This is a genomic window from Rhizobium sp. SG741, from assembly GCF_012275435.1.
Classification (GTDB): Bacteria; Pseudomonadota; Alphaproteobacteria; order Rhizobiales; family Rhizobiaceae; genus Rhizobium; species Rhizobium lusitanum.
In genome coordinates this window covers 50260-71411 of record NZ_JAAZQP010000005.1, presented here as the reverse complement: position 1 = coordinate 71411, position 21152 = coordinate 50260, and the positions used below count along the sequence as shown (strand labels likewise).

The following is a 21152-nucleotide window of genomic DNA, read 5'->3' as shown; positions in this document are numbered from 1 at the left end:
CCCCGCTCGGGAGAAGGTGTCTCTCAGGCATAGGTTGCCATACGCGGGTCGGCATCCACCAGCGCGCTCCGGAGCTTGTCCATCGCGCGGCTTTCGATCTGACGCACACGTTCCTTGGAAATGCCGAGATCGGCGCCAAGCTCCTCCAGCGTCGCCCCATCTTCGACAAGGCGGCGGGCGCGGATGATCTTCATCTCGCGTTCGTTGAGGTGCTTCAGCGCCGATGCGAGCCAGATGCGACGACGTTCGCCGTCGATCATGTCGGAAACCTGCTCATCCGGAAGCGGCTCGTCGCTGATGAGAAAATCGATACGTTCGGCGCTCTCCGAATCGCTTGCTATCGAAGGCGCCTGCAGCGAGGTGTCGCTGCCGGAAAGGCGCGCATCCATGGTCTGCACATCGGCAAGGCTGACGCCGAGCGTGACGGCGATTTCCTCGTGGATAGACTGAACGGTAATGCTCGAATTGCTTCTTGCGAGCTTGGCGCGCAGACGGCGGAGATTGAAAAACAGCGCCTTCTGCGCCGAACTCGTGCCGCCGCGCACGATCGACCAATTGCGCAGGATATAATCCTGGATCGACGCGCGGATCCACCAGCTGGCATAGGTCGAAAAGCGCACTTCCCGCTCCGGCTCGAAGCGGGCGGCAGCTTCCAGCAAGCCGACGTAACCTTCCTGCACGAGATCGCTCATCGGCAGTCCGAAATTGCGGAATTTGCCTGCCATCGAAATGACAAGGCGCATATGGGCGGTTGCGATCTGATTGCGGGCGCCGCGATCGTCGTGATCCTTCCAACGTATGGCGAGATCATGTTCTTCGTCACGATCTAGATATGGAGCAGCCATCGCAACTTTAATCATGCGCCGATCTGCAGACATATTCGTCATATGCATCTCCTGGGTTCGGCCTCAAGTCGTCTCTGTGCCGCGGTCGACGAAAAGGGCAGCAAGCGTCGTTTCCGAACATCCCTGCTCGGATGAAAATCAATGAATGAAATGCAATTGGAGACCAATCTCCGGCTCGCCGGATAATCGATGACTAGTCTAACTCGATATCAGCGAACGAATCTGACGATTGAAGCATCTTCAGATCGCCGGGGAGCTTCGAATGAAAACGCATAGGCCGGTCCTCGTGAACATCAATGAAACAGCCAGTCGAGACAACTCACCCGTAGGAAGGAACCCGCACCGACCGCCAACACGAGCTTTAAACGCGGCAGACGGAAAAAGGTTCCAAAGAAAAAACCCGGCACGAGGGCCGGGTTTTTTGAAGCAGTATCTGGCACTGGCCTTATGCGGCTTCGTCCTGGGAATCGTCTTCTTCGACGACCTTGCCGCGCTTGGGACCCTTGTTGAGATTGGCCTCGACGAGGCGAACGGCTTCGGTCTCCGACATCTTGTTTACGGCAGCAATTTCGCGCGCCATGCGATCGAGCGCGGCTTCATAGAGCTGACGTTCGGAATAAGACTGTTCCGGCTGATTCTCGGCACGATAAAGATCGCGAACCACCTCAGCGATAGAGATCAGATCGCCGGAATTGATCTTGGCATCATATTCCTGAGCGCGACGCGACCACATGGTACGCTTGACGCGGGCCTTGCCCTGGACGACCTTAAGTGCACGCTCGACGAAATCCGTCTCGGAAAGCTTACGCATGCCAATGCTCATGGCCTTGGCCACGGGCACCTTCAGACGCATCTTGTCTTTTTCGAAGTCGATCACAAAAAGCTCAAGCTTCATGCCTGCGACTTCTTGCTCTTCAATCGCGGTGATCGTACCAACCCCATGAGCGGGATATACGATCGATTCACCAGTCTTGAAGCCATGGCGTGCTGCTGAAGGTTTTTTCTGCTGGGTCGTCATTCTTTTCAAAAACTCCCTGTTACGCACCGGTAAAGGCCGGCGCCGGGTCAGTCAGGCCCGGATGAGACGGAAACACCGTCGGGTGACTTCATCCTGGTCCAGCCAGACTCATGCAAAAGAAACCCCTCCATCGCGATCCCAGACCCGACAACTCAAAACGTTGATATGTCAAGGAAACCGCGTACGGATTGGTGATTTGCTTTCGTGATGGTTTTGGGCATGCGAAATGCCGCTGTGGATCAGTGTAGACAAGCTATCACAAAAATCTGAGGAAATCAATAATTTGCTTCACGCGCGCCAAAAAGGCCACGTTGACAGCCCATGCGGCCCAACGGCAATGATTCGTTCCGTGCGATATCGACTACACCTTTATCGGCAGCCTGTCACGGCTTTCGATCAGTCGCCCGCACCCGGGTTCGCCGAGAAATACTTCTCGAACTTGCCCTCTTCGCCGTCCATTTCCTTGGCTTGCGGAAGCGGATCGCGCTTTACCGTGATATTCGGCCAGATGGACGCATATTCGGTATTGATCTTCAGCCACTTGTCGAGACCCGGCTCCGTATCGGGCTTGATCGCCTCGGCAGGACATTCGGGTTCGCAGACGCCGCAATCAATGCATTCGTCAGGATGGATGACGAGAAAATTCTCGCCCTCGTAGAAGCAGTCGACGGGGCAGACTTCCACGCAATCGGTGTATTTGCAGCGGATGCAATTGTCGGTCACGACGTATGTCATGAAGCACTCCAGGAATGTCTCTAGTTTTCCGCGGATGCGCAACCTGGAACGTCGCGCCCTCCCGCGGTGCCGAACGAACAGACGAATGCCAAGCGAGCACGCGTGCCGTCCGGCTGGTTACCGGCAGGTTGATGGTGAGGTATCGACTTTGTAAGCCAATTTCAAGGACAAACAATCTTGAAAACCATCCGGGGCAGACAGAGTTTTCTAATCCCCGTCCTTGGTCAGGCGATCGATGGCGCGCCGGTCGCGTTTCGTCGGCCTGCCGCTGCCCGGCGCTCGCAAGGCCTGTTCGAACGCCGTGAGGCGTTTTGTCTCATCTGGCGGAGGCGTCAGGTCCTCGTAGAGCAGCTTGGCTTCCTCAAAGGGTCCCCTGCGTTCGCCGGGTGCACGCACGACGAGGACCAAATCGCGCCGTTCGAGGGACAGCTCGATCCGGTCGCCTGCCTTGATGCCATAGCTCGGCTGTACGACCCGTTCGCCGTTCACCCGCACGCTGCCATTCTGCACATAGACCTGCGCCAGCGAACGGGATTTCACCATGCGGGCAAAGAACAGCCATTTGTCGATGCGCTGTCGCGAACCGGAAAATGTCTGTCCCTCGTCCTTCATGGCCTATTTCTTCATCTGCTCCTTAAGCGCAGCGAGCTTTGCGAAAGGAGAATCCGGATCGATCGGCTTTTCCTTGCGCGGCGGCTTGGCTTCGAAGCGCAAAGGCTGCGACGCGCCGCGATTGTTCCGGTCGTTCCGATTGTTGCGGTCATTGCGATCGCCGCGTTCTTGGCGGTCGTTGCGCTCGGGGCGGCCCCCTTGATGCGGCGGACGGCCACCATCGCGATTATTGCCGCGCGGGCCTTTGTCGGCACCACGGACTTCGCGACCGTCGCGCTTGTCACGGCCTTCGCGATTGCCTTCGCCGCTCGGCTGCTGCTGCTCGCCAGCGCGGCGGTTGCCGTTCTGAGCGCGGCCCTCGCCCTGTTGGCCACGGCGATCACCGTGACCACGCCCGCCTTGACGCTGCTGTTGATCGCTGCGGCCGCCAAGACGCCAAAGCAGAACCGGCTTCGGCTCCACCGGCTCCGCTGCAACGGCCTCGGTTTCGGTGGCTTCGGTAGCCGCAACCGCCGGCTCAGTCGATGCATCCGCAGCCGGAACTGGTTCCTCGGCGGTTGATTCGGCCTCCTTGGCGGGCTCGTCGCTGGCAGCGTCGGCATCGTCGTGGTCTGCCTTTTCGGCAGCAGCTTCCGTCGCCTGCGCGGCCGGAGCCGCCACTGCATCCTGCTGTGCGAGGAAGGCTGTCGCCTCCTCCGCCTTCACGGGATCGGCACGATAGCCGAGACCCTTGAGGATCTCTTCCATATCCTCGAGCGTCGCGCCGAGGATCGAGAGCATCGCCGTCGTCGTCGTGAAGCGGCGGCCGTCATAGGCGCCTTCAGGTCGCGAAGCCTGGCCGGGCTTCCACTGCAGCAGCGGGCGGATGATATCCGCCAACCGCTCGAGAATGTCGATGCGCACCGCGCGCTTGCCAAGGAAGCGGAAGCCGGCGAGCTTGTAGAACATGCGCTCGTAGCTCGGATCGGTGACAACAGAGGTGCGGCCGGCGGCCAGCACCGGAATGAGATCGCCATAGCCCGGCTTGTCCAGGCCATCGTTCTTCAATGCCCAGAGCAGGCTGATGAGCTCGGCCGGAGCCGGCTTCAACAGCGCAGGCACGAAAATATGATAGGCGCCGAAGCGAACGCCGTAACGGCGCATGGAGGCGCGCGCGTCCTGATCCAGCGACTTCACCTCTTCGGTGACATCGCGGCGGAAGAGCACGCCCAGATTTTCCACCAGCTGGAAGGCGAGCCCCTTGGCGAGGCCCTGCAGATCCTCAGCGCGCTGGAGATCGTCGAGCGGCTTCAGGATCGTGCTGATGTGATGGTTCACGAAGCGCTCGATGCGGGCGGCGACATGATCGCGCGCATTGCCGGTCAACTGCTCGTCGGCGAGCAGGAGGACACGCGGCCGCATGATATGATCGCTGCCCGATAGGCGCGCCACGGGATCGCCGAGCCAGCGCACGAGACCATCGGCACTGATCGCAAGATCGCTGTTGCCGGCCGCGTGCATGCGAGCGGCACGCGCCTCGAACTCCAGCGCAAGCGCCTTCAGCGAAGCCGACTGGACAGCCTTGGCGTCCGGCCCCTCCGTTCCGGAGATTGGCGTGAACCGGAATCCGGTCAACTGCCCCACATGATGCCCCTCGACGAAGACATCCCCATTCACACTGATTTCAGCTTCCAGCATCGCATTCTCTCTCAGGCGCTTCATGAGCACAGATGTCCTGCGATCAACAAAGCGTTTCGTCAACCGTTCATGTAACGCATCGGACAATCGATCTTCGATTTCCCGCGTCTTTTCTTGCCAGTGTGTCGGATCGGCAAGCCAACCGGGCCGGTTCGACACATAGGTCCAAGTCCTTATCTGCGCGATTCGCGCCGAAAGCGTGTCGATCTCGCCATCTGTCCGATCGGCACGATGCACCTGCTCGGCCAGGAAATCCTCTTTCACCGTGCCATAGCGCACGAGATCGGAAAAGAGGGTAGCGATAAGATCGGCATGCTGGGCGGGCGTGATACGCCGATAGTCGGGAAGCGCACAGGCCTCCCATAATTTTTCGACCCGCGCCGGGCTGCTGGCAAGATCGGCAATCTCCAGATCGCGTGACAGATATTCCAACGCCTGCTGGTCTACCGCAGGCAGCGCCCGCGTCAAGCCCTGCACGCGCGGAGCGTCTTCGAGACTGGCGCGCAGCGCGGCGATCGAGGCGAAGTCGAAATCCTTGCTGCGCCATTGCAGCACCTTCACCGTGTCGAATTCGTGCCCCTCCATCCGGCGCACCAGCTCGTCGTCGAAGGGATCGACCTGACCCGTCACGCCGAAAGTGCCGTCCTTCAGATGGCGCCCGGCGCGGCCTGCGACCTGGCCGAGCTCGGCGGGATTGAGATTGCGGAACTGATAGCCGTCGAACTTGCGGTCCTGGGCAAAGGCGACATGATCGACGTCGAGATTGAGGCCCATGCCGATGGCGTCGGTGGCGACCAGATATTCGACATCGCCTTCCTGGTAGAGCGCCACCTGCGCATTGCGGGTGCGGGGGCTCAGCGCGCCGAGCACAACGGCGGCTCCGCCGCGCTGGCGGCGAATAAGCTCCGCGATGGCATAAACCTCGTCGGCGGAAAAGGCGACGATCGCCGTGCGTTGCGGCAGGCGCGTGATCTTCTTCTGCCCGGCATAGAAGAGATGCGACAGCCTCGGCCGCTCGATGACGGTAATCCCGGGCAGAAGCTGCTCGAGAATCGGCCGCATCGTGCCGGCGCCGAGCAGCAGCGTCTCGTCCCGGCCGCGCAAATGCAGGATGCGATCCGTAAAGATATGGCCGCGTTCCAGATCTCCGGCCAGCTGCACTTCATCGATGGCGACGAAGGAAGCACGCGTCTCGCGCGGCATTGCCTCGACGGTACAGACCGAAAAGCGCGCATTGGGCGGCGATATCTTTTCCTCACCCGTCACCAGCGCAACATGCTGGGCCCCGACCTTCTCAACGACGCGCGTATAGACCTCACGCGCGAGCAGCCGCAGCGGCAGGCCGATCACGCCACTGCCATGCGCCACCATGCGCTCGATGGCATAATGGGTCTTGCCGGTATTGGTAGGTCCGAGCACTGCGGTCACGCCGCGTCCGCTCAGGATCATGGGGTGCGAGATTTGAGTCATGGGTCCGTGCATGGGCGAGAAACTACCGTCTTCCGATCAGCGAGCTCCTCCTTGAAGAGAAGAACAAATGACGACCATATGTGACAAAGGCAAGACCTGAATCAAAAAACAGCGGCCGCAACAGCTGATTTCATAAACGGCAGTCTCAACCAAAAGATACATTATCCCTGCACCCCATGCGAGTCCCCCCGACTGGGGAACAGCTTGGGAACGAATCGGCGACGAATCGCTGACTCGGCAGAGTTCTTCATTTGTTCACTACTATATATGGATTTCGATTCACAGAATCCCACCAGATACTGAATCGCACTTTCATGGCCTTTTTCGCGGAAAGGGGAGTCAAGCAATGAATTCGCGGGAGGCGAAATTTCACACGGATTTACGGTTAATCATTTGTAAACATACCGGATTTCCCGATGTGCCCGCCGTCGCATTAACAATCGGGCCAAAGCCGGAACGAATCAGCGACGAATCGCTGATTCCGGCAGTTTCTGCCTTTGTTCTCTACAATATATAGCGGCTTTTCGTCGAAAGCACGCAGGACTCTGAATGGTTGAGACCGCGATTCGGCCCGAATCTTGGATTGCGGTTAATCTTTCAGCGAGCCCAGATATAATGAATCAATAAATACACCCTATAATTGTATCCGTTAACGCTTCGACCAAAGCCGGAACGAATCGGAGACGAATCGCTGATTCGTCCGCGTATTTCGTTTGTTCACGGCCATATCTAGTAGCTGGACAGAAATGCATCGCGAGATGAAGAACGGCACGCGCCCGCCGGCCAACGCGCAAACTGGTCCCCATTAACCAATCGGACCTGCGACGCACCACTTTCCGGCGAACCGCCCAGGCTCCTTCCCGCTCGAGCCTCGAGCGCAAGCGCCTTCCCCGCCGACCCCAACGCTAACCAAGGCCATATGCAGAACGAATCGCAGACGAATCACAGACATGATCGCCTTCCCGTTTCGTTCACCGCAACATATTGTATTTTCAGAAAATTTTAACCATAGGCATAAGTCCTGCCCGGCCGGTTCGCCATCACATCACATGATCGCGTTAACCCTTTGCCGGACACCGAGCCCATTGCACTCGCGTATTTTTATTTCTTAGCCGGAACAATTTTCCCGGAAGAAAGTTTCTACGGCAGCAACGCAAGGAACTCCGCTAGTTCCCCACAAACGAACCAGCGGGGTCGCATGGAATATGCTGTTGGCCGGGCGACAAGCCCGTGCCGGCGAAATGTTCGAGCGACGCACATGGAGGACGCATCATGCTTGGTACGGTACTGCTCGTCATACTGATTCTGCTACTGATCGGCGCACTTCCGAGCTGGGGTTACAGCCGGGCTTGGGGATATGGTCCATCAGGCGGCCTCGGACTTGTTCTCGTTATCGTTCTTATTCTGCTATTGATGGGTCGGATCTGATCCTCAGACCATTGTTGAAAACCTCGAAACACTAGGGAGCTAACACCATGAAGAAGATCATCGTCGCGATCGCGCTCGTCGGCGCACTAGCGTCGTGCACCGCCACGGAGAAAGGCACAGCCATCGGCGCCGGTACAGGCGCCCTGATCGGTGGCGTGGCCACGCATAGCTGGGGTGGCGCCGCGGTCGGCGCTGTCGCCGGTGGTGTCGTCGGCAACCTTATCGGACGGTCGCATGAACGTAGCGGCTATTGCATCTACCGCGACCGCTATGGTCACCGTTACGAGGCTCGTTGCCGCTAAGGCAGGCTGACGCCTCATGGCCGGTTGCCCTTGACGGTCGATCATGATCGTCAAGCTCTTTGCGCCGCCCCCCGGGGAGAGCAACTCCTGTAGGACAATCCTCTTCCCGCGAGAACCGATCGCGGGAAGGGAGCAGTGTTTTGAGAAAGGAACGGCATCATGGCCGCAATCATCGCAAGCATTGCAGCGTTCGCGCTCATTGGCACCAGTTTTTATGCGCTCGTCTGCGCGACAAGGGCGCGTGACAAGGAAAAGCGGCGGATGCCGTTGGAAGCCGTCGTCCTGGAATTCAAGCCGCGACGGCGGCAATCGGCCAATTCAGGCCGAGGATGATTGCCGGGCTCGCCCGGCAATCCCACCGATAACGAAGATCGGCTTCAAGCGAAGAATTGCCCGCCATTGGCTGATATCGTCGATCCCGTGATGAAACCGGCATCGTCGCTGGCAAGGAAGACAACGACGCGGGCGATTTCCTCGGGCTGGCCCAGGCGTCCCACGGGGATCTGCGGAATGATGCGCTCGTTCAAAACCTTTTCCGGCACAGCAAGCACCATTTCCGTGCCGATATAGCCCGGGCAAATGGCATTCACGGTGATGTTTTTGGCAGCCCCCTCCTGCGCGAGCGCCTTGGTGAAGCCGAGGTCGCCGGCCTTGGCGGCGGAATAATTTGCCTGGCCCATCTGCCCCTTCTGACCGTTGATCGACGAGATGTTGATGACGCGGCCGAAGCTGCGGTCGCGCATGCCCTGCCAGACATAATGCGTCATGTTGAACAGGCCGGTGAGGTTTGTATTGATAACCTCCTGCCATTGCTGTGGCGTCATCTTGTGGAACATGGCGTCCCGGGTAATGCCGGCATTGTTGACCAGAACCTCGACATGGCCGAGATCGTGCTCGACCTTGGCGATGCCTTTGCCGCAGGCCTCGTAGTCGGTCACATCCCACTTGTAGACGGCAATGCCTGTCACTTCGTGGAAGGCCCGCGCTTTTTCCTCATTGCCGGCATAGGTTGCCGCCACCTTGTAGCCCGCATTGCGCAGCGCCATTGAAATGGCCGCTCCGATTCCTCGCGTACCCCCCGTTACCAATGCCACTCTGCTCATGTGCCACTCCCCTTTGTTGCTGCGGAGACGAGACGACCGCTCATCAGGTCGCCTGCTCCGCCTTCACCGCCTCTTCTGGAAAACCTTGCTCGGGATCTCGAGCGCCCCCGCGCTCGAGATGCTTCAAAATGCCTCGAAGCACATGGCAACACCCATGCCGCCGCCGATGCACAGCGTGGCGAGACCCTTGCGGGCGCCGCGGCGCTTCATTTCGAACAGCAGCGTGTTGAGGATGCGCGCGCCGGAAGCGCCGATCGGATGGCCGATGGCGATGGCGCCGCCATTGACGTTGACGATCGACGTATCCCAGCCGAGGTCCTTGTTGACGGCGCATGCCTGAGCGGCGAAAGCCTCGTTGGCCTCGACAAGGTCGAGGTCGCCAACCGACCAGCCCGCTTTTTCCAACGCTTTGCGGGACGCCGGGATAGGTCCCGTGCCCATGATTTGCGGATCGACGCCGGCCGTTGCCCAGGAAACGATGCGCGCGAGCGGCTGGATGCCGCGGCGCGAGGCTTCGGCCTCGGTCATCAGCACGGCTGCGGCCGCACCGTCATTGAGGCCGGAAGCGTTGCCGGCCGTCACCGTGCCCTCCTTGTCGAAGGCGGGCCTGAGCTTGACCATGCCATCCAGTGTCGCGCCATGGCGGATATATTCGTCGGTATCGACAGTGACGTCGCCCTTGCGCGACTGGATCGTGAAGGGAACGATCTCGTCCTTGAACCGCCCGGCCTTCTGCGCTGCCTCTGCCTTGTTCTGCGAAGACACGGCAAACTGATCCTGATCCTCGCGCGAAAGCTGCCATTGGCGCGCGATATTCTCCGCCGTGATACCCATGTGATAGCCGTGGAAGGCATCCATGAGGCCATCCTTGATCATCGTGTCGACCATTTTCATGTCGCCCATCTTGGTGCCGGCGCGAAGATGCGCGGCATGCGGAGCCATCGACATGGATTCCTGCCCGCCGGCAACGATGATCTTCGCGTCGCCGGTCGCGATCTGCTGGAGGCCGAGCGCGACTGCACGCAGGCCGGAACCGCAAAGCTGGTTGACGCTCCAGGCGGTCGCTTCCTGCGGGATGCCGGCCTTCATCGCAGCCTGGCGGGCGGGGTTCTGTCCTTCGCCGGCCTGCAGCACCTGGCCAAGGATCACTTCGTCGACTTCCTTGGCGTCGACGCCGGCGCGTTCCAATGCGCCCTTGATGGCGGTGGCGCCAAGCTCGTGCGCGGGAACGGCCGCAAAAGCGCCGTTGAAAGAGCCGACGGCGGTACGCGCCGCGCTGGCGACGACGATGGATGAACTGCTCATGGATGCCTCCTCACAGAATGGACAGTATATGAGGCGAAACTGTCAAAGCTTTGCGCCTGAGTCAAACAGCAAGAATTTTCATCGCGCACATTTCGCGAAGCTGTCACTGCCTTCAAAAAATGCAATCAAAGGAAAGGTCTTGCCGCATCGCACAAAGCGATTGTCACCAAGCTTCTTTTGCGTCTACACTTAGGGGTGGAGGAGTATTCCATACAATCAGACGGGGCCAGGAGACTGATAATGGCAAAAAATGAGGGCCAGATCGTAATCAAGAAATATGCCAATCGCCGCCTATACAACACCGGAACCAGCACTTACGTGACGCTGGACGACCTTGCGGAGATGGTAAAAAAGGGCGAGGAGTTTACCGTCCAGGATGCAAAAAGCGGTGAGGATATTACGCATTCGGTCCTGACGCAGATCATTTTCGAACAGGAATCGAAGACCGGCAACACGCTGCTGCCGATTTCTTTCCTTCGCCAGTTGATCGGTTTTTACGGCGATCAGATGCAAATGGTCGTACCGAGTTTTCTCGAGCATTCCATGCGTTCGTTCACAGAGCAACAGGTGCAGATGCGCGAGCAGATCAACCGGGCCTTCGGCGAAACGCCTCTCGGCAAGAACCTGCAACTGCCGATCCAGATGGTCGAGGAACAGGTTCGCCGCAACACCGAGATGTTCCAGCAGGCCATGCAGATGTTCTCGCCCTTCATGAAGCCCCCGGCGAAGGAAAGCCGCAAGGCCGAGGCCAAGGATATCGACGAGCTGAAGGAACAGCTCCGCGCCATGCAGAGCAAGCTGGATAGCTTGTGAAATCTACCCTTCTCCCCTCGGGGAGAAGGTGCCCGCCATCCTTCAACGCTCCAGAGGGCGGATGCGGGATGAGCGCCGGCCTTGAATTTACGGAGAGTGCATACCCAGCGGCGCGGCCCCCTAACAGGCCGCTTTTCTTCCATCCATACAACCAGATCAAAACGGAAAAAGGCCGGCGAACCGCCAGCCTTTTTAATTCATGCCATCAAGGCAGCGCTGAAATTATGCGCTTTCCTTCGGCGTCAGGACCTGGCGACCGCGATACATACCGGTCTTCAGATCGATATGGTGCGGACGGCGCAGTTCGCCGGAGTTCTTGTCTTCAACATAGGTCGAAGCCTTCAGTGCGTCAGCCGAACGGCGCATACCGCGCTTGGACGGGCTTGTTTTTCTCTTCGGTACAGCCATTTTCGGTACTCCAATTTGCGGACGAAACATATCTACGGCCAGCCAGGCGGCCGAAATAGACATGCATCAATTTCGGAATTTGGCCGGGCTTGTACATGACTTATCGGGCTTTGACCAGTCCCTTCCAGCATTTTTTGCCCGCAGCAGCTGATTCGGCATATCGGAACCGATCGAGGTTCAATCCTCGTCTTCCGGCACGGTCCATGTTTCCTGCAGCGCCGCCTCTTCCCACTTCTTCCAGGCAGGCAAGCCTTTCATGATAGCCATATAGTCCTTTGTGTCGGCATTGGTAGCGATATCGTATCGCTCGAGGCGGCTGATGACGGGCGCAAACATCGCGTCTGCCCCAGAAAACGCTCCGAACAGGAAAGGACCGCCGGAGCGGGACCGCGCCTCGCGCCAGATTGTCTCGATGCGTGCCACATCCTCCATGACCCCTTCCAGCCGGTCGGGGCGGCTCACCGGACGGCGCATGTTCATCGGGCATGCATTGCGCAGAGCACTGAAACCCGACAGCATCTCCATGCTGTAGGACCGTGCCAGCGCTCGCGCCTGCCGATCCCTGGGCAGCAGGCCGGCATCGGGGAAAAGCTCGGCCACATATTCGATGATGGCAAGCGATTCCCAGACCTTGAAGCCGCCATGCACCAGCATCGGTACTTTGCCCGTCGGCGAAACCTCGCGAATGTCGGGATTGCCGGCCGGAAAATCGAAGGGGATCAGAACCTCTTCGAAGGCGATGCCGCAACCCTCCAGCGCGATCCATGGCCGGAACGACCAGGAGGAATAGTTCTTGTTGCCGATATAAAGGATCAGCTTGTCCATGATCCCTGCTCCCTTGTTAGCTCCGGAATTCCAGGACGCGAAGTTCCTCGAAATGGTTCATATCATCGAACGAGCAGAAGGCCGGTGGCCGCAGCTCAAGAACGGGCACCTCGGCACGAAGCTCGGCCGCTACCTCGTCCAGCATCGCCTGCCAGCGCGGCAGCGCCTCGTCGGCCAGCCGCTCGATGACATAGGTGAAGGTAATGTGAAAGGCATAGGTGTCGTGATCGGGATGGCGATAACCGAAGAGATCGGCCAGCACATTGCGCCATTCCCGCATCGTCTTGCGGTCCGCTTCCGTTGCGCCATCGACCAAGAGGCCGCTCGGTCGCGCCTTTATCACCGCCACCTTGAACGGATCGCGCATGGAAAAGGTCTTTAGCCGCTCATGCATGATCTCGGTCATCTCGTCGATCGGCGTATCGAGCGCAAGATCTGCAGGCCAATGAGGCTGCGTGCTTCGATATTCGATGACGCCCTGGAACAGCGTCATATGAAGGCTGGAAACCGGCGTGAAGGTAAATTGCCGGGCTTCCGGCATCTCCAGGTACTTCTGCCTTGCCACTACCATGGCACGCTGTGTTTGCGAGCCCTCAGGCACATGGCAGACGATCGTATTGCCAGGCTCGTACTGGAAGACCCCGGAAAGATCGTAGCGCGTACCGAGATGGCGCGGCGGCTCAGGATGCAGGCTCTTGGCATATTGCAGCAGCTCGGGGGAAAAGGCGGCGAAGTCCATGGCATGTCCGATCGTCGTTGGCAGATCATCCGCCCTTAGGTCATAGCCAAGAATGGCAGATGACAACAAGCCGATCGAACGACAAGTTCTGATCTCAATCATAAAGGCATTTGATGTATTCGTCGGCATTCCTCGCACGCCGCTGGATCAGCGAGGCGAGCTGGCTGAGGCCGCGCCCCGGCTTGCTCGCCACCCGATCGATCGGATTGGGGAGCGAGACCGCAAGAAGAGCGGCCTGGCGCGCAGTGAGCTTGGAAGCGGGCACCTTGAAATGATATCGCGCCGCCGCCTCGATGCCGTATATGCCCGGCCCCCATTCGGCGACATTCAGATAGATTTCCATCATCCGGCGCTTCGGCCAGACGAAGGAGGCCGAAACCGCAAGCGGCAGCTCCAGCGTCTTGCGCACGAAGGAACGGCTGTTCCAGAGAAACAGGTTCTTCACCGTCTGCATCGGGATCGTGCTGCCGCCGCGCGTGGATTTGCCCTGGAGCGTCTCCTGGACCAGCATCCGCATCTCGCCCCAATCGACCCCGCCATGGAAGCAGAACTGCCCGTCCTCGGAAACCAGGACCGATTTCACCAGCACCGGCGCTATCTGGTCGAGCGGAACCCAGCGGCGATCATATCCCTGAAACGTGACCACATCGCGCAGCATCAGGGTCGAGACCGGGTGTACGAACGGCAATACGTAGAGGAGGATGAAGAGATAGGGCAGCAGCAACAAGCCGATCAGGATGAGGACGATGCGTTGCCAAAGCGGACGGTCCTTGAAGCGCGCAAACAACGAGGACCGTTGCGGCATATCGGCTTCCTCCTCATTGTCCGTCGATATGTCCAATTGCCTGACGTCCACGATCGCTCCATCCCGGAACACTCTTCACGCATCCGGGAAACGCTCAGAATGCTGCAATCGTCATACCGTCTACACAAAGCGATGACCAGAGTGCGACGCAATTCCCCAACCGGCTGTTGACAATTCTCGTTGCCAGCCATCGCCTCTCATGCCAAACAGCGGCCATGGACAGCACCCATTCCTCATTCGAACAGCGCCTCAGGGACAATGCCGGCAAGATCGAGGCGACGTTGAGCCGGCTTCTCGGCGATGCCAGCCTCGGCGACGAGATCGTTCGTCCCGCCCGGCTTCTGAGCGCGATGCGCCATGGCGTGCTGAATGGCGGCAAGCGGCTGAGACCCTTTCTCGTCATGGAGTCATCAGCGCTTCTCGGCGGCAATGCGGATGCCGCCCTGAGGGTCGGCGCAGCCCTCGAATGCGTACATTGCTATTCGCTTGTCCACGACGACCTGCCTGCCATGGACGACGACGACCTGCGTCGCGGCCAGCCGACCGTGCATATCGCCTTCGACTACGCGACAGCGATCCTGGCGGGCGACAGCCTGCTGACCTACGCCTTCGATATCATAGCCGCACCCGAAACGGAGTTGCCGGCCGATCGGAAAATGGCGCTCGTGCTTGCGCTCGCGCGGGCATCCGGCATCGGCGGCATGGCCGGCGGCCAGGCACTCGACCTTGCAGCGGAAAAAGAGACGCCGGACGAAAACGGCATCACGACGCTGCAGGCGATGAAGACAGGTGCGCTGATCCGCTGCGCCTGCGAGGCAGGCGCGATCATCGCCGGCGCCGGCGTGGAAGACCGAAGGCGACTGCGGACCTTCGGCGAAAAGATCGGCCTCGCCTTCCAACTTGCCGACGACCTGCTCGACCTGACAGCCGATGCCGCCACCATGGGCAAGGCAACGGGCAAGGATGCCGCCCGCGGCAAGGGCACGCTGGTGGGCCTGCACGGCCAGGAATGGGCCGAGACGACGCTCGCAAGGCTGGTCACCGAAGCGGCCGATCTGCTGTCCGGTTACGGCGACAAGGCGCATGTGCTTGTCGAAACGGCGCGGTTCGTGGCGAACCGCAGGAACTGAACTCTCTCGGACGCAGCGGCCTGCCTTGCACCAGAGCACCCCGTTGCAGGGGCCTTTCGAAACGGCCCAATGTCACCATGACAAGAATCTCCGCAGCGGAGGGTGATTTCCGCTGCGCTTTATGACAAATTCCCCTACCGAATTGGCCCGCAGACGCGGAATTGTCCGCGCCAGCCAAGGCCCCCGGGAATTTTCTCCATGCGCGAGACGCTTGCCTATCTGCCGCAGATCCTGCCGGCCTATATCGCCTATATCATCGCCGTCGTCAGTCCTGGACCGGCGATCATGGCCATCATCGGCACATCGATGACGCACGGCCGCAAGGCGGGCATGACCCTCTCGCTTGGCATCTTCGGTGGCTCGCTGACCTGGGCGATCGCCGCTGCTGCCGGCCTCGCCACCCTGCTGCAGACCTACGCGATGGCGCTGGAGGTGCTGAAGATCTTCGGCGGCATCTATCTGCTCTATCTTGCCTACAAGGCATTTCGCGCCGTGCGGGCAAGCGGCGACGTGCCAACCGCCACCATGGAAACAAAGGCACCGACCTTCAAGTCGCTGGTCCTGCGCGGCTACGGCATCCACGTCACCAATCCGAAAGCGATCTTCGCCTGGCTCGCCATCATCGCGCTCGGCATGCCGCAGGGCGCGCCCGCCTCCGTGGCGGTGCTGATCATCATCGTCTGTGGCGTCACAGGTTTCGTGGCTTTCATGGGCTATGCGATGCTGTTCTCGACGCCGCATGCGCTGAAGATCTACAGGAACGCCCGCCGCTGGATCGAAGGCGCCATGGCCGGCTTCTATTGCTTCGCCGGCATCAAGCTGCTGACGAGCAATATCTAGCATGAGGGCGGCGGATCACTCCGCCGCGACGCTCTTCTGGCCGAACCGCTTCTCGATATAGTCGGCAACCAGCGCTTCGAAGTCCGAAGCGATATTCGGGCCGCGCAGCGTCATCGCTTTCTGGCCATCGATGAAGACCGGGGCTGCCGGCGTTTCGCCGGTGCCTGGCAGGGAAATACCGATGTCGGCATGCTTGCTTTCGCCGGGACCGTTGACGATACAGCCCATGACGGCGACGTTCAGCGCCTCGACGCCCGGATATTTCTCGCGCCAGACCGGCATGTTCTTGCGGATGTCGTTCTGGATGTTCTGCGCCAGTTCCTGGAAGACGGTCGAGGTCGTTCGGCCGCAGCCGGGACAAGCCGCGACGACGGGTATGAACTGGCGGAAACCCATGACCTGCAACAGCTCCTGCGCCACCTGCACCTCGCGGGTACGGTCGCCATTCGGCTCCGGTGTCAGCGACACGCGGATCGTATCGCCGATGCCATGCTGCAGCACGTAGCCCATGGCGGCCGACGAGGCGACGATGCCCTTGCTGCCCATGCCGGCCTCGGTGAGGCCGAGATGCAGCGCATGGTCGGAACGCTCCGACAGCATGGAATAGACGGCGATCAGATCCTGCACCTGGCTGACCTTGGCCGACAGGATGATGCGGTTGCGCGGCAGACCGATTTCCTCGGCGAGATCGGCAGAGATCAGCGCCGACTGCACGATCGTCTCGCGCGTCACCTGGCGGGCCGACAACGGCGAACCCTCGGCGGCGTTCTTGTCCATCAGCGCGGTCAAGAGATCCTGATCGAGCGAACCCCAGTTGACGCCGATGCGCACCGGCTTGTCATAGCGGATCGCCATCTCGATGATCTCGGCGAACTGCTTGTCCTTCTTGTCCTTGAAGCCGACATTGCCGGGATTGATGCGATATTTCGCCAGCGCCTCGGCGCAGGCCGGATGATCGGCGAGCAGCTTGTGGCCGATATAATGGAAATCGCCGATCAGCGGCACGTCCATGCCGAGCCGCAGCAGCCGCTCGCGGATCTTCGGCACGGCGGCCGCACTTTCGTCGCGGTCGACGGTGATGCGCACGAGCTCCGAGCCGGCCTTGAACAGGGCCGCCACCTGCGCCACGGTCGAATCGACGTCGGCGGTATCGGTATTGGTCATGGATTGCACGACCACGGGCGCACCGCCACCGACGATCACACCGCCGACATCGACGGCAACGGAGGAACGGCGCGGTTTCGGGTCGAAATCACTGGCAGACGACATGGATAGCTCTCGCAGGCCTTTGAAACTGGTGCCTTTCAGGTGGATCACGGAGCGGTCGTTGTCAACCGCTCCGGGTATCTCTTTTGATCGGACAGGATCAGGCCGATAGCGAGCAAAAGCGACAAAATTAATGCTTGCTGTCACCGATACCGTCAGCGTAGCGCGCCAGCGACGACAGCGCCAGCACGACGAGCAGCAGCACCGGCAGCGCCATCAGCACCGGCGAGAATCCGATGTGTTCGGCGGCAAAGCCGATGGCCGAAGGCGCAACCAGCATGCCGGAATAGCCGAGCGTGGTAACGACGGAGATTGCGATGCCGGGCTGCAGGCCCGGAATATTGCCCGCCGCGGAGAAGGCGATCGGCACCATGTTCGAAATGCCGATGCCGCAAAGCGCGAAGCCGAGAATGGCGATCTCCGCATTCGGCGCCAGCGCCGCCGTCAGCATGCCGACGATGGCAAAGATCGTGCAGACGCGCAGCGTCCTCACCGCACCGAGCCGATCACGCACGAAATCGCCGGCGAAGCGCATCGTTGCCATGGTGGCGGAAAAAGCGGCGAAGCCGAAGCCCGACAAGATGACCGATGCTCCCTTTTCCTGGCCGAGATAGAGCGCGCTCCAATCGAGCACGGCACCCTCCGGCACCATGCAGAACAGCGCGACGATGCCGAGCAGCCACGGCAGCGGGATCATCGGCAGCCGCGCCTTCGGCTTGGCCTCGTCCGGATGCGGCTGATCGCCGAGCACCATTGGCCAGGCGACGACCAGGAAGAAGATTGCCAGCACGGTCGAAACCTCAGCATGGCCGAGAACGCCCCAATGCGAAATCAGGAAGCCGCCGATCGCCGAGCCCAGCAGACCGCCCAGGCTCCAGAAGGCATGGCAGGACGACATGATCGCCCGGCGCATGGATTGCTCGACCGATACGGCATTGGCGTTCATCGCCACGTCCATGGCGCCGATGAAGCCGCCGAAGAAGAACAGCGCAACGGCCGCCGTCCAAACATTTGGTGCCAACGTCAGAGCCAGGAGCATCGGTACCAGCAGCACCCCGAACGCCCTGACGACGACCCTCGAACCGCGAACGGCGATCTGCGCGCCGGCCAGCGGCATCATGACAAGCGAGCCGACGCCGAAGACCAGGATCATCAGGCCGAGTTCGAATTTAGACAGTTGCAGCCGCTCGGCGAACTCCGGAATTTTCGGTGCCCAACAGCCGACCATGAAGCCATTCATCAAGAACAGCAGGGAGACGGCCGCGCGCGATTTTGTGAAAAACCCGCTCCTTCGCGCCTCAAGACCCTCCGATCTCGTCATATTGTCCATAAAAAATCCTCCGGATCGGTGCCGCACTCTATTTAAATCGATTGAAATCGCAACGATTGAAAACGGCCGACACGGTCACATTTCGTCTCCCTCTGTTAAAGCGGAGGCAAAGACGCCACAACCTCGAATAAATCATTCATATGTGCACGGCATTGGCAAAATGTCCTATTGACGGCGAAAAAGTAGGCTCCTATCGGTTGAGGCCTGAAAGATTCTTCAGTCGGCCCGAGTCGACCATTTTTTGTCGGCCATCCCTTTGGTGCTTCCGTGAAAAACCCCATCAGCTATGGCATCCTGCTTACGGTGTTTGCCTACATGCTGTTCACTGCCCATGATTCGGCTGTGAAGCTGCTCGTCGCCTCCATTCCGGTCTGGCAGGTCCTGTTCATTCGAAGCTGCACCATCCTTGCCGGCTGCTTCGTCTTCGAAGGCCCGTCGCTGGTCCGCAAGGTGGCGCGCTCGCCGATCATCAAGCCGATGATCGTGCGCAGCATCATCATCCTGATTGCCTGGATTTCCTATTATTCGGCGGCCTCCTACCTGCAGCTCGCGGAGGTGACGACGCTTTACTATGCCGCACCGATCGTCGGCACCATTCTCGCCACCATCGTGCTGCGCGAAAAGGTCACCTTCGCCCGCTGGATGGCGGTGGGCGTCGGCTTCTGCGGCGTGGTGATCGCCTCCAATCCCGTGGGACTGTCGATCTCCTGGCCGGTCTATCTGGCCCTCCAGGCCGCCATCCTCTGGGCAAGCGGCATGGTGCTGCTGCGCAAGACGGCGCTGCATGAGAAGAGCCATATCCAGATGGCCGTCTCCAACATCATGTTCATCATCCTCACCGCCGGCATGGCGATTGCGCACTGGCACACGCCGACGCCGTTCCAGATCGTCCTGCTTGCGCTGACCGGCGTCATCGCCGGCGCAGGCCAGCTGGCCCTCTTCGAAGGCATGCGGCAGGCGCCCGTCTCCGTGCTTGCACCCTTCGAATATACGTCTCTCGTCTGGGCCTTCCTGCTCGGCTACCTGATATGGGGAGACATCCCCGGCGCCAACACCTTCATCGGCGCCATCCTGATCCTCAGCGCCGGGTTCATCATCATTATCAGCGAACGGATGAAGCGGCGCGCCGCGGCGGCCTGAGGCGGATCCAGGCTGGCCGAAGGGATGATTACGCCGCCTGCCGGCGCGTAACCACGCTGAGATTCATTTCGGTGCGCAAGCGGAAACCAAGCGCCTTGTAGAGCGAGATGGCCGGAGTATTCGCCGCAAAGGCATGCAGGTAGACGGTCTCGTCCCTCGCCGAGATCTCGCCGGCAACGAAGCGGAAGAGCAGGGTGCCGAGGCCCCGCCCCTGAAAATCGGGATGGGTGCAAAGGCCGCTGAGCTCGGCAAAACCGGGCTGGCGCATGCGCTGACCGGCCATGGCAACGAGCCGGCCATCGATCTTGACACCCCAAAAGGTGCCGAGGCTCTGGGCGCGCAACGTGAAGGGACCGGGCTTGGTCAATGTGGCCAAAGCGAGCATCTCCGCTGCATCGCCTTCCGTCAGCGGCGCGATCCGGCTGTCTGAGATGCGCTCATGGGGCCGTTCGGCGATCATCTGCACGAGCCTGCTTTCGGAGAGGACCGTCAAGCCCTGCGGGATCGTGATTGGGCAGGCTTCGACGAGCGCCATGACCTCGTCGGCGGCAGGCAGGTTCTCCAATGCCTCAAGGCTTTCCGCCGTATCATCGGCAGCGGCCGCGAAGGGCACGATCGAGGGCGGATAGCGGCGGGCGCGTTCACTGCCTTCGGCCAATGTCGCATGGGCGGTTCGCAGCGCATTCCAGGCCGGCCGGTCGAGAATATGACTCATGATTTCTGCTCCTTATCGACACCTCGACGGGCAAGCGGCGCTTCGGCAAGCCCGTCCTCGATCGCGGCGAGCTGTTGCAGGATCGGTCCGGAGAGATCGCCGCAAAGCTCGGTCACCGCCTGTTCGATGCGCGGCCAGACCGATCGTTTCGAATAATCGACGAGTTCCCGGCCCTTTGGCGTCAGCGAAACCAGCCTTCGGCGCTGATCCTCGGCCGAGGCCTGCATGTCGACGTAACCCAGCTCCAGAAGCTGCGAGATGGTGCGCGTGGCACCCGGCTGGGTGATGCCGACGGCCTGGGCAAGTTCGCCTATCGTCATCGGGCCGGCGCGGTCGATCGCCGCGAGGAAGGGATATTGGGCCGACTGGAGGGAGACGCCGAACTCCACCATGATCTGCTGCGTATCCGCCTGAAGGCGTTCGCCGATACGGCGAAAGCGGCTGCCCAGGCAAAGGAAACCCAGCGATTTCACGATATCCTCAGCCAAGGTGTCCTCCATAACAATTTACATAACTTGTTATATAAACTGTTATGGAATTGATATCAAGCGCCTCTTCGGGTTGGGATGGCGAGCAGTTTCATGTGGGAAGCCGGGCAAGGACTTGTCCAGGCGAAGTCGCAGCCGCAGGGCTCAACGAACGCGAC

22 protein-coding genes are annotated in these 21152 nt (G+C 60.2%); 7 read left to right on the top strand and 15 right to left on the bottom strand.

Annotated features, from left to right (window positions below):
• Positions 1-23: 23 nt before the first annotated feature.
• The 5 genes from FHT29_RS14520 to FHT29_RS14500 form a co-directional block, all read right to left on the bottom strand.
• Positions 24-887, bottom strand: coding sequence for an RNA polymerase factor sigma-32 (locus tag FHT29_RS14520; protein WP_037195866.1), 864 nt, complete (start codon positions 885-887; stop codon positions 24-26).
• Between the two features lie 403 nt (positions 888-1290).
• Positions 1291-1863, bottom strand: coding sequence for a CarD family transcriptional regulator (locus tag FHT29_RS14515; protein ID WP_034509382.1), 573 nt, complete (start codon positions 1861-1863; stop codon positions 1291-1293).
• 396 nt (positions 1864-2259) lie between these two features.
• Positions 2260-2598, bottom strand: a complete 339-nt coding sequence (gene fdxA / locus FHT29_RS14510) for a ferredoxin FdxA (protein ID WP_034509384.1) — start codon at positions 2596-2598, stop codon at positions 2260-2262.
• A gap of 207 nt (positions 2599-2805) precedes the next feature.
• Positions 2806-3210, bottom strand: coding sequence for an RNA-binding S4 domain-containing protein (locus tag FHT29_RS14505; protein ID WP_037195864.1), 405 nt, complete (start codon positions 3208-3210; stop codon positions 2806-2808).
• A gap of 3 nt (positions 3211-3213) precedes the next feature.
• A complete protein-coding gene (locus FHT29_RS14500) occupies positions 3214-6357 on the bottom strand; it encodes a helicase-related protein (protein ID WP_113084771.1) in 3144 nt (1047 codons plus the stop codon).
• 1272 nt (positions 6358-7629) lie between these two features.
• On the opposite strand from FHT29_RS14500, the gene FHT29_RS14495 reads away from it, so the two are divergent.
• From FHT29_RS14495 to FHT29_RS14485, 3 genes are all read left to right on the top strand, one after another.
• Positions 7630-7785, top strand: coding sequence for a DUF3309 family protein (locus FHT29_RS14495; protein WP_075853478.1), 156 nt, complete (start codon positions 7630-7632; stop codon positions 7783-7785).
• A 47-nt stretch (positions 7786-7832) separates the two neighbouring features.
• On the top strand, positions 7833-8087 hold the full coding sequence (locus FHT29_RS14490) for a YMGG-like glycine zipper-containing protein (protein ID WP_037195857.1): 255 nt from the start codon (positions 7833-7835) through the stop codon (positions 8085-8087).
• A 159-nt stretch (positions 8088-8246) separates the two neighbouring features.
• Positions 8247-8420, top strand: a complete 174-nt coding sequence (locus FHT29_RS14485; RefSeq protein WP_168599785.1) for a hypothetical protein — start codon at positions 8247-8249, stop codon at positions 8418-8420.
• 44 nt (positions 8421-8464) lie between these two features.
• Here FHT29_RS14485 and FHT29_RS14480 read toward each other — a convergent pair whose 3' ends face one another.
• The gene (locus FHT29_RS14480) at positions 8465-9190 is read right to left on the bottom strand and encodes a beta-ketoacyl-ACP reductase (protein WP_047554285.1); all 726 of its coding nucleotides are present in this window, start codon (positions 9188-9190) and stop codon (positions 8465-8467) included.
• 123 nt (positions 9191-9313) lie between these two features.
• Complete coding sequence (locus tag FHT29_RS14475) at positions 9314-10495, bottom strand: acetyl-CoA C-acetyltransferase (RefSeq protein ID WP_047554287.1); 1182 nt, start codon at positions 10493-10495, stop codon at positions 9314-9316.
• 240 nt (positions 10496-10735) lie between these two features.
• Between FHT29_RS14475 and phaR the strand changes: the two genes are divergently transcribed.
• The gene (phaR, locus tag FHT29_RS14470) at positions 10736-11308 is read left to right on the top strand and encodes a polyhydroxyalkanoate synthesis repressor PhaR (protein WP_034509395.1); all 573 of its coding nucleotides are present in this window, start codon (positions 10736-10738) and stop codon (positions 11306-11308) included.
• A gap of 222 nt (positions 11309-11530) precedes the next feature.
• Here the strand turns inward: phaR and rpmF are convergent, their stop codons facing one another.
• The 4 genes from rpmF to mtgA all read right to left on the bottom strand — a co-directional run bounded on the left by rpmF (position 11531) and on the right by mtgA (position 14121).
• Complete coding sequence (rpmF, locus tag FHT29_RS14465; protein WP_006724402.1) at positions 11531-11716, bottom strand: 50S ribosomal protein L32; 186 nt, start codon at positions 11714-11716, stop codon at positions 11531-11533.
• Between the two features lie 177 nt (positions 11717-11893).
• Positions 11894-12541: a glutathione S-transferase family protein gene (locus FHT29_RS14460; protein ID WP_047554289.1), complete on the bottom strand. Its 648-nt coding sequence runs from the start codon at positions 12539-12541 to the stop codon at positions 11894-11896.
• A 16-nt stretch (positions 12542-12557) separates the two neighbouring features.
• Entirely contained in the window at positions 12558-13280 is a 723-nt protein-coding gene (locus FHT29_RS14455; RefSeq protein WP_168599855.1) for a DUF1868 domain-containing protein, read from the bottom strand.
• 94 nt (positions 13281-13374) lie between these two features.
• Positions 13375-14121, bottom strand: coding sequence for a monofunctional biosynthetic peptidoglycan transglycosylase (gene mtgA, locus FHT29_RS14450; RefSeq protein WP_047554408.1), 747 nt, complete (start codon positions 14119-14121; stop codon positions 13375-13377).
• A 179-nt stretch (positions 14122-14300) separates the two neighbouring features.
• On the opposite strand from mtgA, the gene FHT29_RS14445 reads away from it, so the two are divergent.
• Positions 14301-15215, top strand: coding sequence for a polyprenyl synthetase family protein (locus FHT29_RS14445; RefSeq protein ID WP_047554291.1), 915 nt, complete (start codon positions 14301-14303; stop codon positions 15213-15215).
• A 198-nt stretch (positions 15216-15413) separates the two neighbouring features.
• Positions 15414-16055, top strand: coding sequence for a LysE family translocator (locus FHT29_RS14440; RefSeq protein ID WP_047554292.1), 642 nt, complete (start codon positions 15414-15416; stop codon positions 16053-16055).
• A gap of 15 nt (positions 16056-16070) precedes the next feature.
• On the opposite strand, the gene ispG is transcribed toward FHT29_RS14440, so the two are convergent.
• Positions 16071-17324, bottom strand: coding sequence for a flavodoxin-dependent (E)-4-hydroxy-3-methylbut-2-enyl-diphosphate synthase (gene ispG / locus FHT29_RS14435; protein WP_037195836.1), 1254 nt, complete (start codon positions 17322-17324; stop codon positions 16071-16073).
• A gap of 127 nt (positions 17325-17451) precedes the next feature.
• The gene (locus FHT29_RS14430) at positions 17452-18651 is read right to left on the bottom strand and encodes an MFS transporter (RefSeq protein ID WP_037195835.1); all 1200 of its coding nucleotides are present in this window, start codon (positions 18649-18651) and stop codon (positions 17452-17454) included.
• Between the two features lie 267 nt (positions 18652-18918).
• Here FHT29_RS14430 and FHT29_RS14425 point away from each other — a divergent pair, with 267 nt between their 5' ends.
• Positions 18919-19791 carry a DMT family transporter gene (locus FHT29_RS14425; protein ID WP_037195833.1) on the top strand — a complete coding sequence of 291 codons (873 nt, stop codon included), beginning with the start codon at positions 18919-18921 and terminating at the stop codon, positions 19789-19791.
• Between the two features lie 28 nt (positions 19792-19819).
• Here the strand turns inward: FHT29_RS14425 and FHT29_RS14420 are convergent, their stop codons facing one another.
• Positions 19820-20506 (bottom strand): GNAT family N-acetyltransferase, encoded by a 687-nt coding sequence (locus FHT29_RS14420; protein ID WP_047554294.1) that lies wholly within the window; start codon positions 20504-20506, stop codon positions 19820-19822.
• Positions 20503-20994 (bottom strand): MarR family transcriptional regulator, encoded by a 492-nt coding sequence (locus FHT29_RS14415; protein ID WP_037195828.1) that lies wholly within the window; start codon positions 20992-20994, stop codon positions 20503-20505. The genes FHT29_RS14420 and FHT29_RS14415 overlap by 4 nt, the downstream gene beginning before the upstream one ends.
• Positions 20995-21152 lie beyond the last annotated feature (158 nt).

What these genes read in the sequence shown, in the direction of transcription:
- FHT29_RS14520 (WP_037195866.1), bottom strand. Translation starts at nt 887, where the DNA reads ATGACGAATATGTCTGCAGATCGGCGCATGATTAAAGTTGCGATGGCT.
- FHT29_RS14515 (WP_034509382.1), bottom strand. Translation starts at nt 1,863, where the DNA reads ATGACGACCCAGCAGAAAAAACCTTCAGCAGCACGCCATGGCTTCAAG.
- fdxA (WP_034509384.1), bottom strand. Translation starts at nt 2,598, where the DNA reads ATGACATACGTCGTGACCGACAATTGCATCCGCTGCAAATACACCGAT.
- FHT29_RS14505 (WP_037195864.1), bottom strand. Translation starts at nt 3,210, where the DNA reads ATGAAGGACGAGGGACAGACATTTTCCGGTTCGCGACAGCGCATCGAC.
- FHT29_RS14500 (WP_113084771.1), bottom strand. Translation starts at nt 6,357, where the DNA reads ATGACTCAAATCTCGCACCCCATGATCCTGAGCGGACGCGGCGTGACC.
- FHT29_RS14495 (WP_075853478.1), top strand. Translation starts at nt 7,630, where the DNA reads ATGCTTGGTACGGTACTGCTCGTCATACTGATTCTGCTACTGATCGGC.
- FHT29_RS14490 (WP_037195857.1), top strand. Translation starts at nt 7,833, where the DNA reads ATGAAGAAGATCATCGTCGCGATCGCGCTCGTCGGCGCACTAGCGTCG.
- FHT29_RS14485 (WP_168599785.1), top strand. Translation starts at nt 8,247, where the DNA reads ATGGCCGCAATCATCGCAAGCATTGCAGCGTTCGCGCTCATTGGCACC.
- FHT29_RS14480 (WP_047554285.1), bottom strand. Translation starts at nt 9,190, where the DNA reads ATGAGCAGAGTGGCATTGGTAACGGGGGGTACGCGAGGAATCGGAGCG.
- FHT29_RS14475 (WP_047554287.1), bottom strand. Translation starts at nt 10,495, where the DNA reads ATGAGCAGTTCATCCATCGTCGTCGCCAGCGCGGCGCGTACCGCCGTC.
- phaR (WP_034509395.1), top strand. Translation starts at nt 10,736, where the DNA reads ATGGCAAAAAATGAGGGCCAGATCGTAATCAAGAAATATGCCAATCGC.
- rpmF (WP_006724402.1), bottom strand. Translation starts at nt 11,716, where the DNA reads ATGGCTGTACCGAAGAGAAAAACAAGCCCGTCCAAGCGCGGTATGCGC.
- FHT29_RS14460 (WP_047554289.1), bottom strand. Translation starts at nt 12,541, where the DNA reads ATGGACAAGCTGATCCTTTATATCGGCAACAAGAACTATTCCTCCTGG.
- FHT29_RS14455 (WP_168599855.1), bottom strand. Translation starts at nt 13,280, where the DNA reads ATGGACTTCGCCGCCTTTTCCCCCGAGCTGCTGCAATATGCCAAGAGC.
- FHT29_RS14445 (WP_047554291.1), top strand. Translation starts at nt 14,301, where the DNA reads ATGGACAGCACCCATTCCTCATTCGAACAGCGCCTCAGGGACAATGCC.
- FHT29_RS14440 (WP_047554292.1), top strand. Translation starts at nt 15,414, where the DNA reads ATGCGCGAGACGCTTGCCTATCTGCCGCAGATCCTGCCGGCCTATATC.
- ispG (WP_037195836.1), bottom strand. Translation starts at nt 17,324, where the DNA reads ATGTCGTCTGCCAGTGATTTCGACCCGAAACCGCGCCGTTCCTCCGTT.
- FHT29_RS14430 (WP_037195835.1), bottom strand. Translation starts at nt 18,651, where the DNA reads ATGGACAATATGACGAGATCGGAGGGTCTTGAGGCGCGAAGGAGCGGG.
- FHT29_RS14420 (WP_047554294.1), bottom strand. Translation starts at nt 20,506, where the DNA reads ATGAGTCATATTCTCGACCGGCCGGCCTGGAATGCGCTGCGAACCGCC.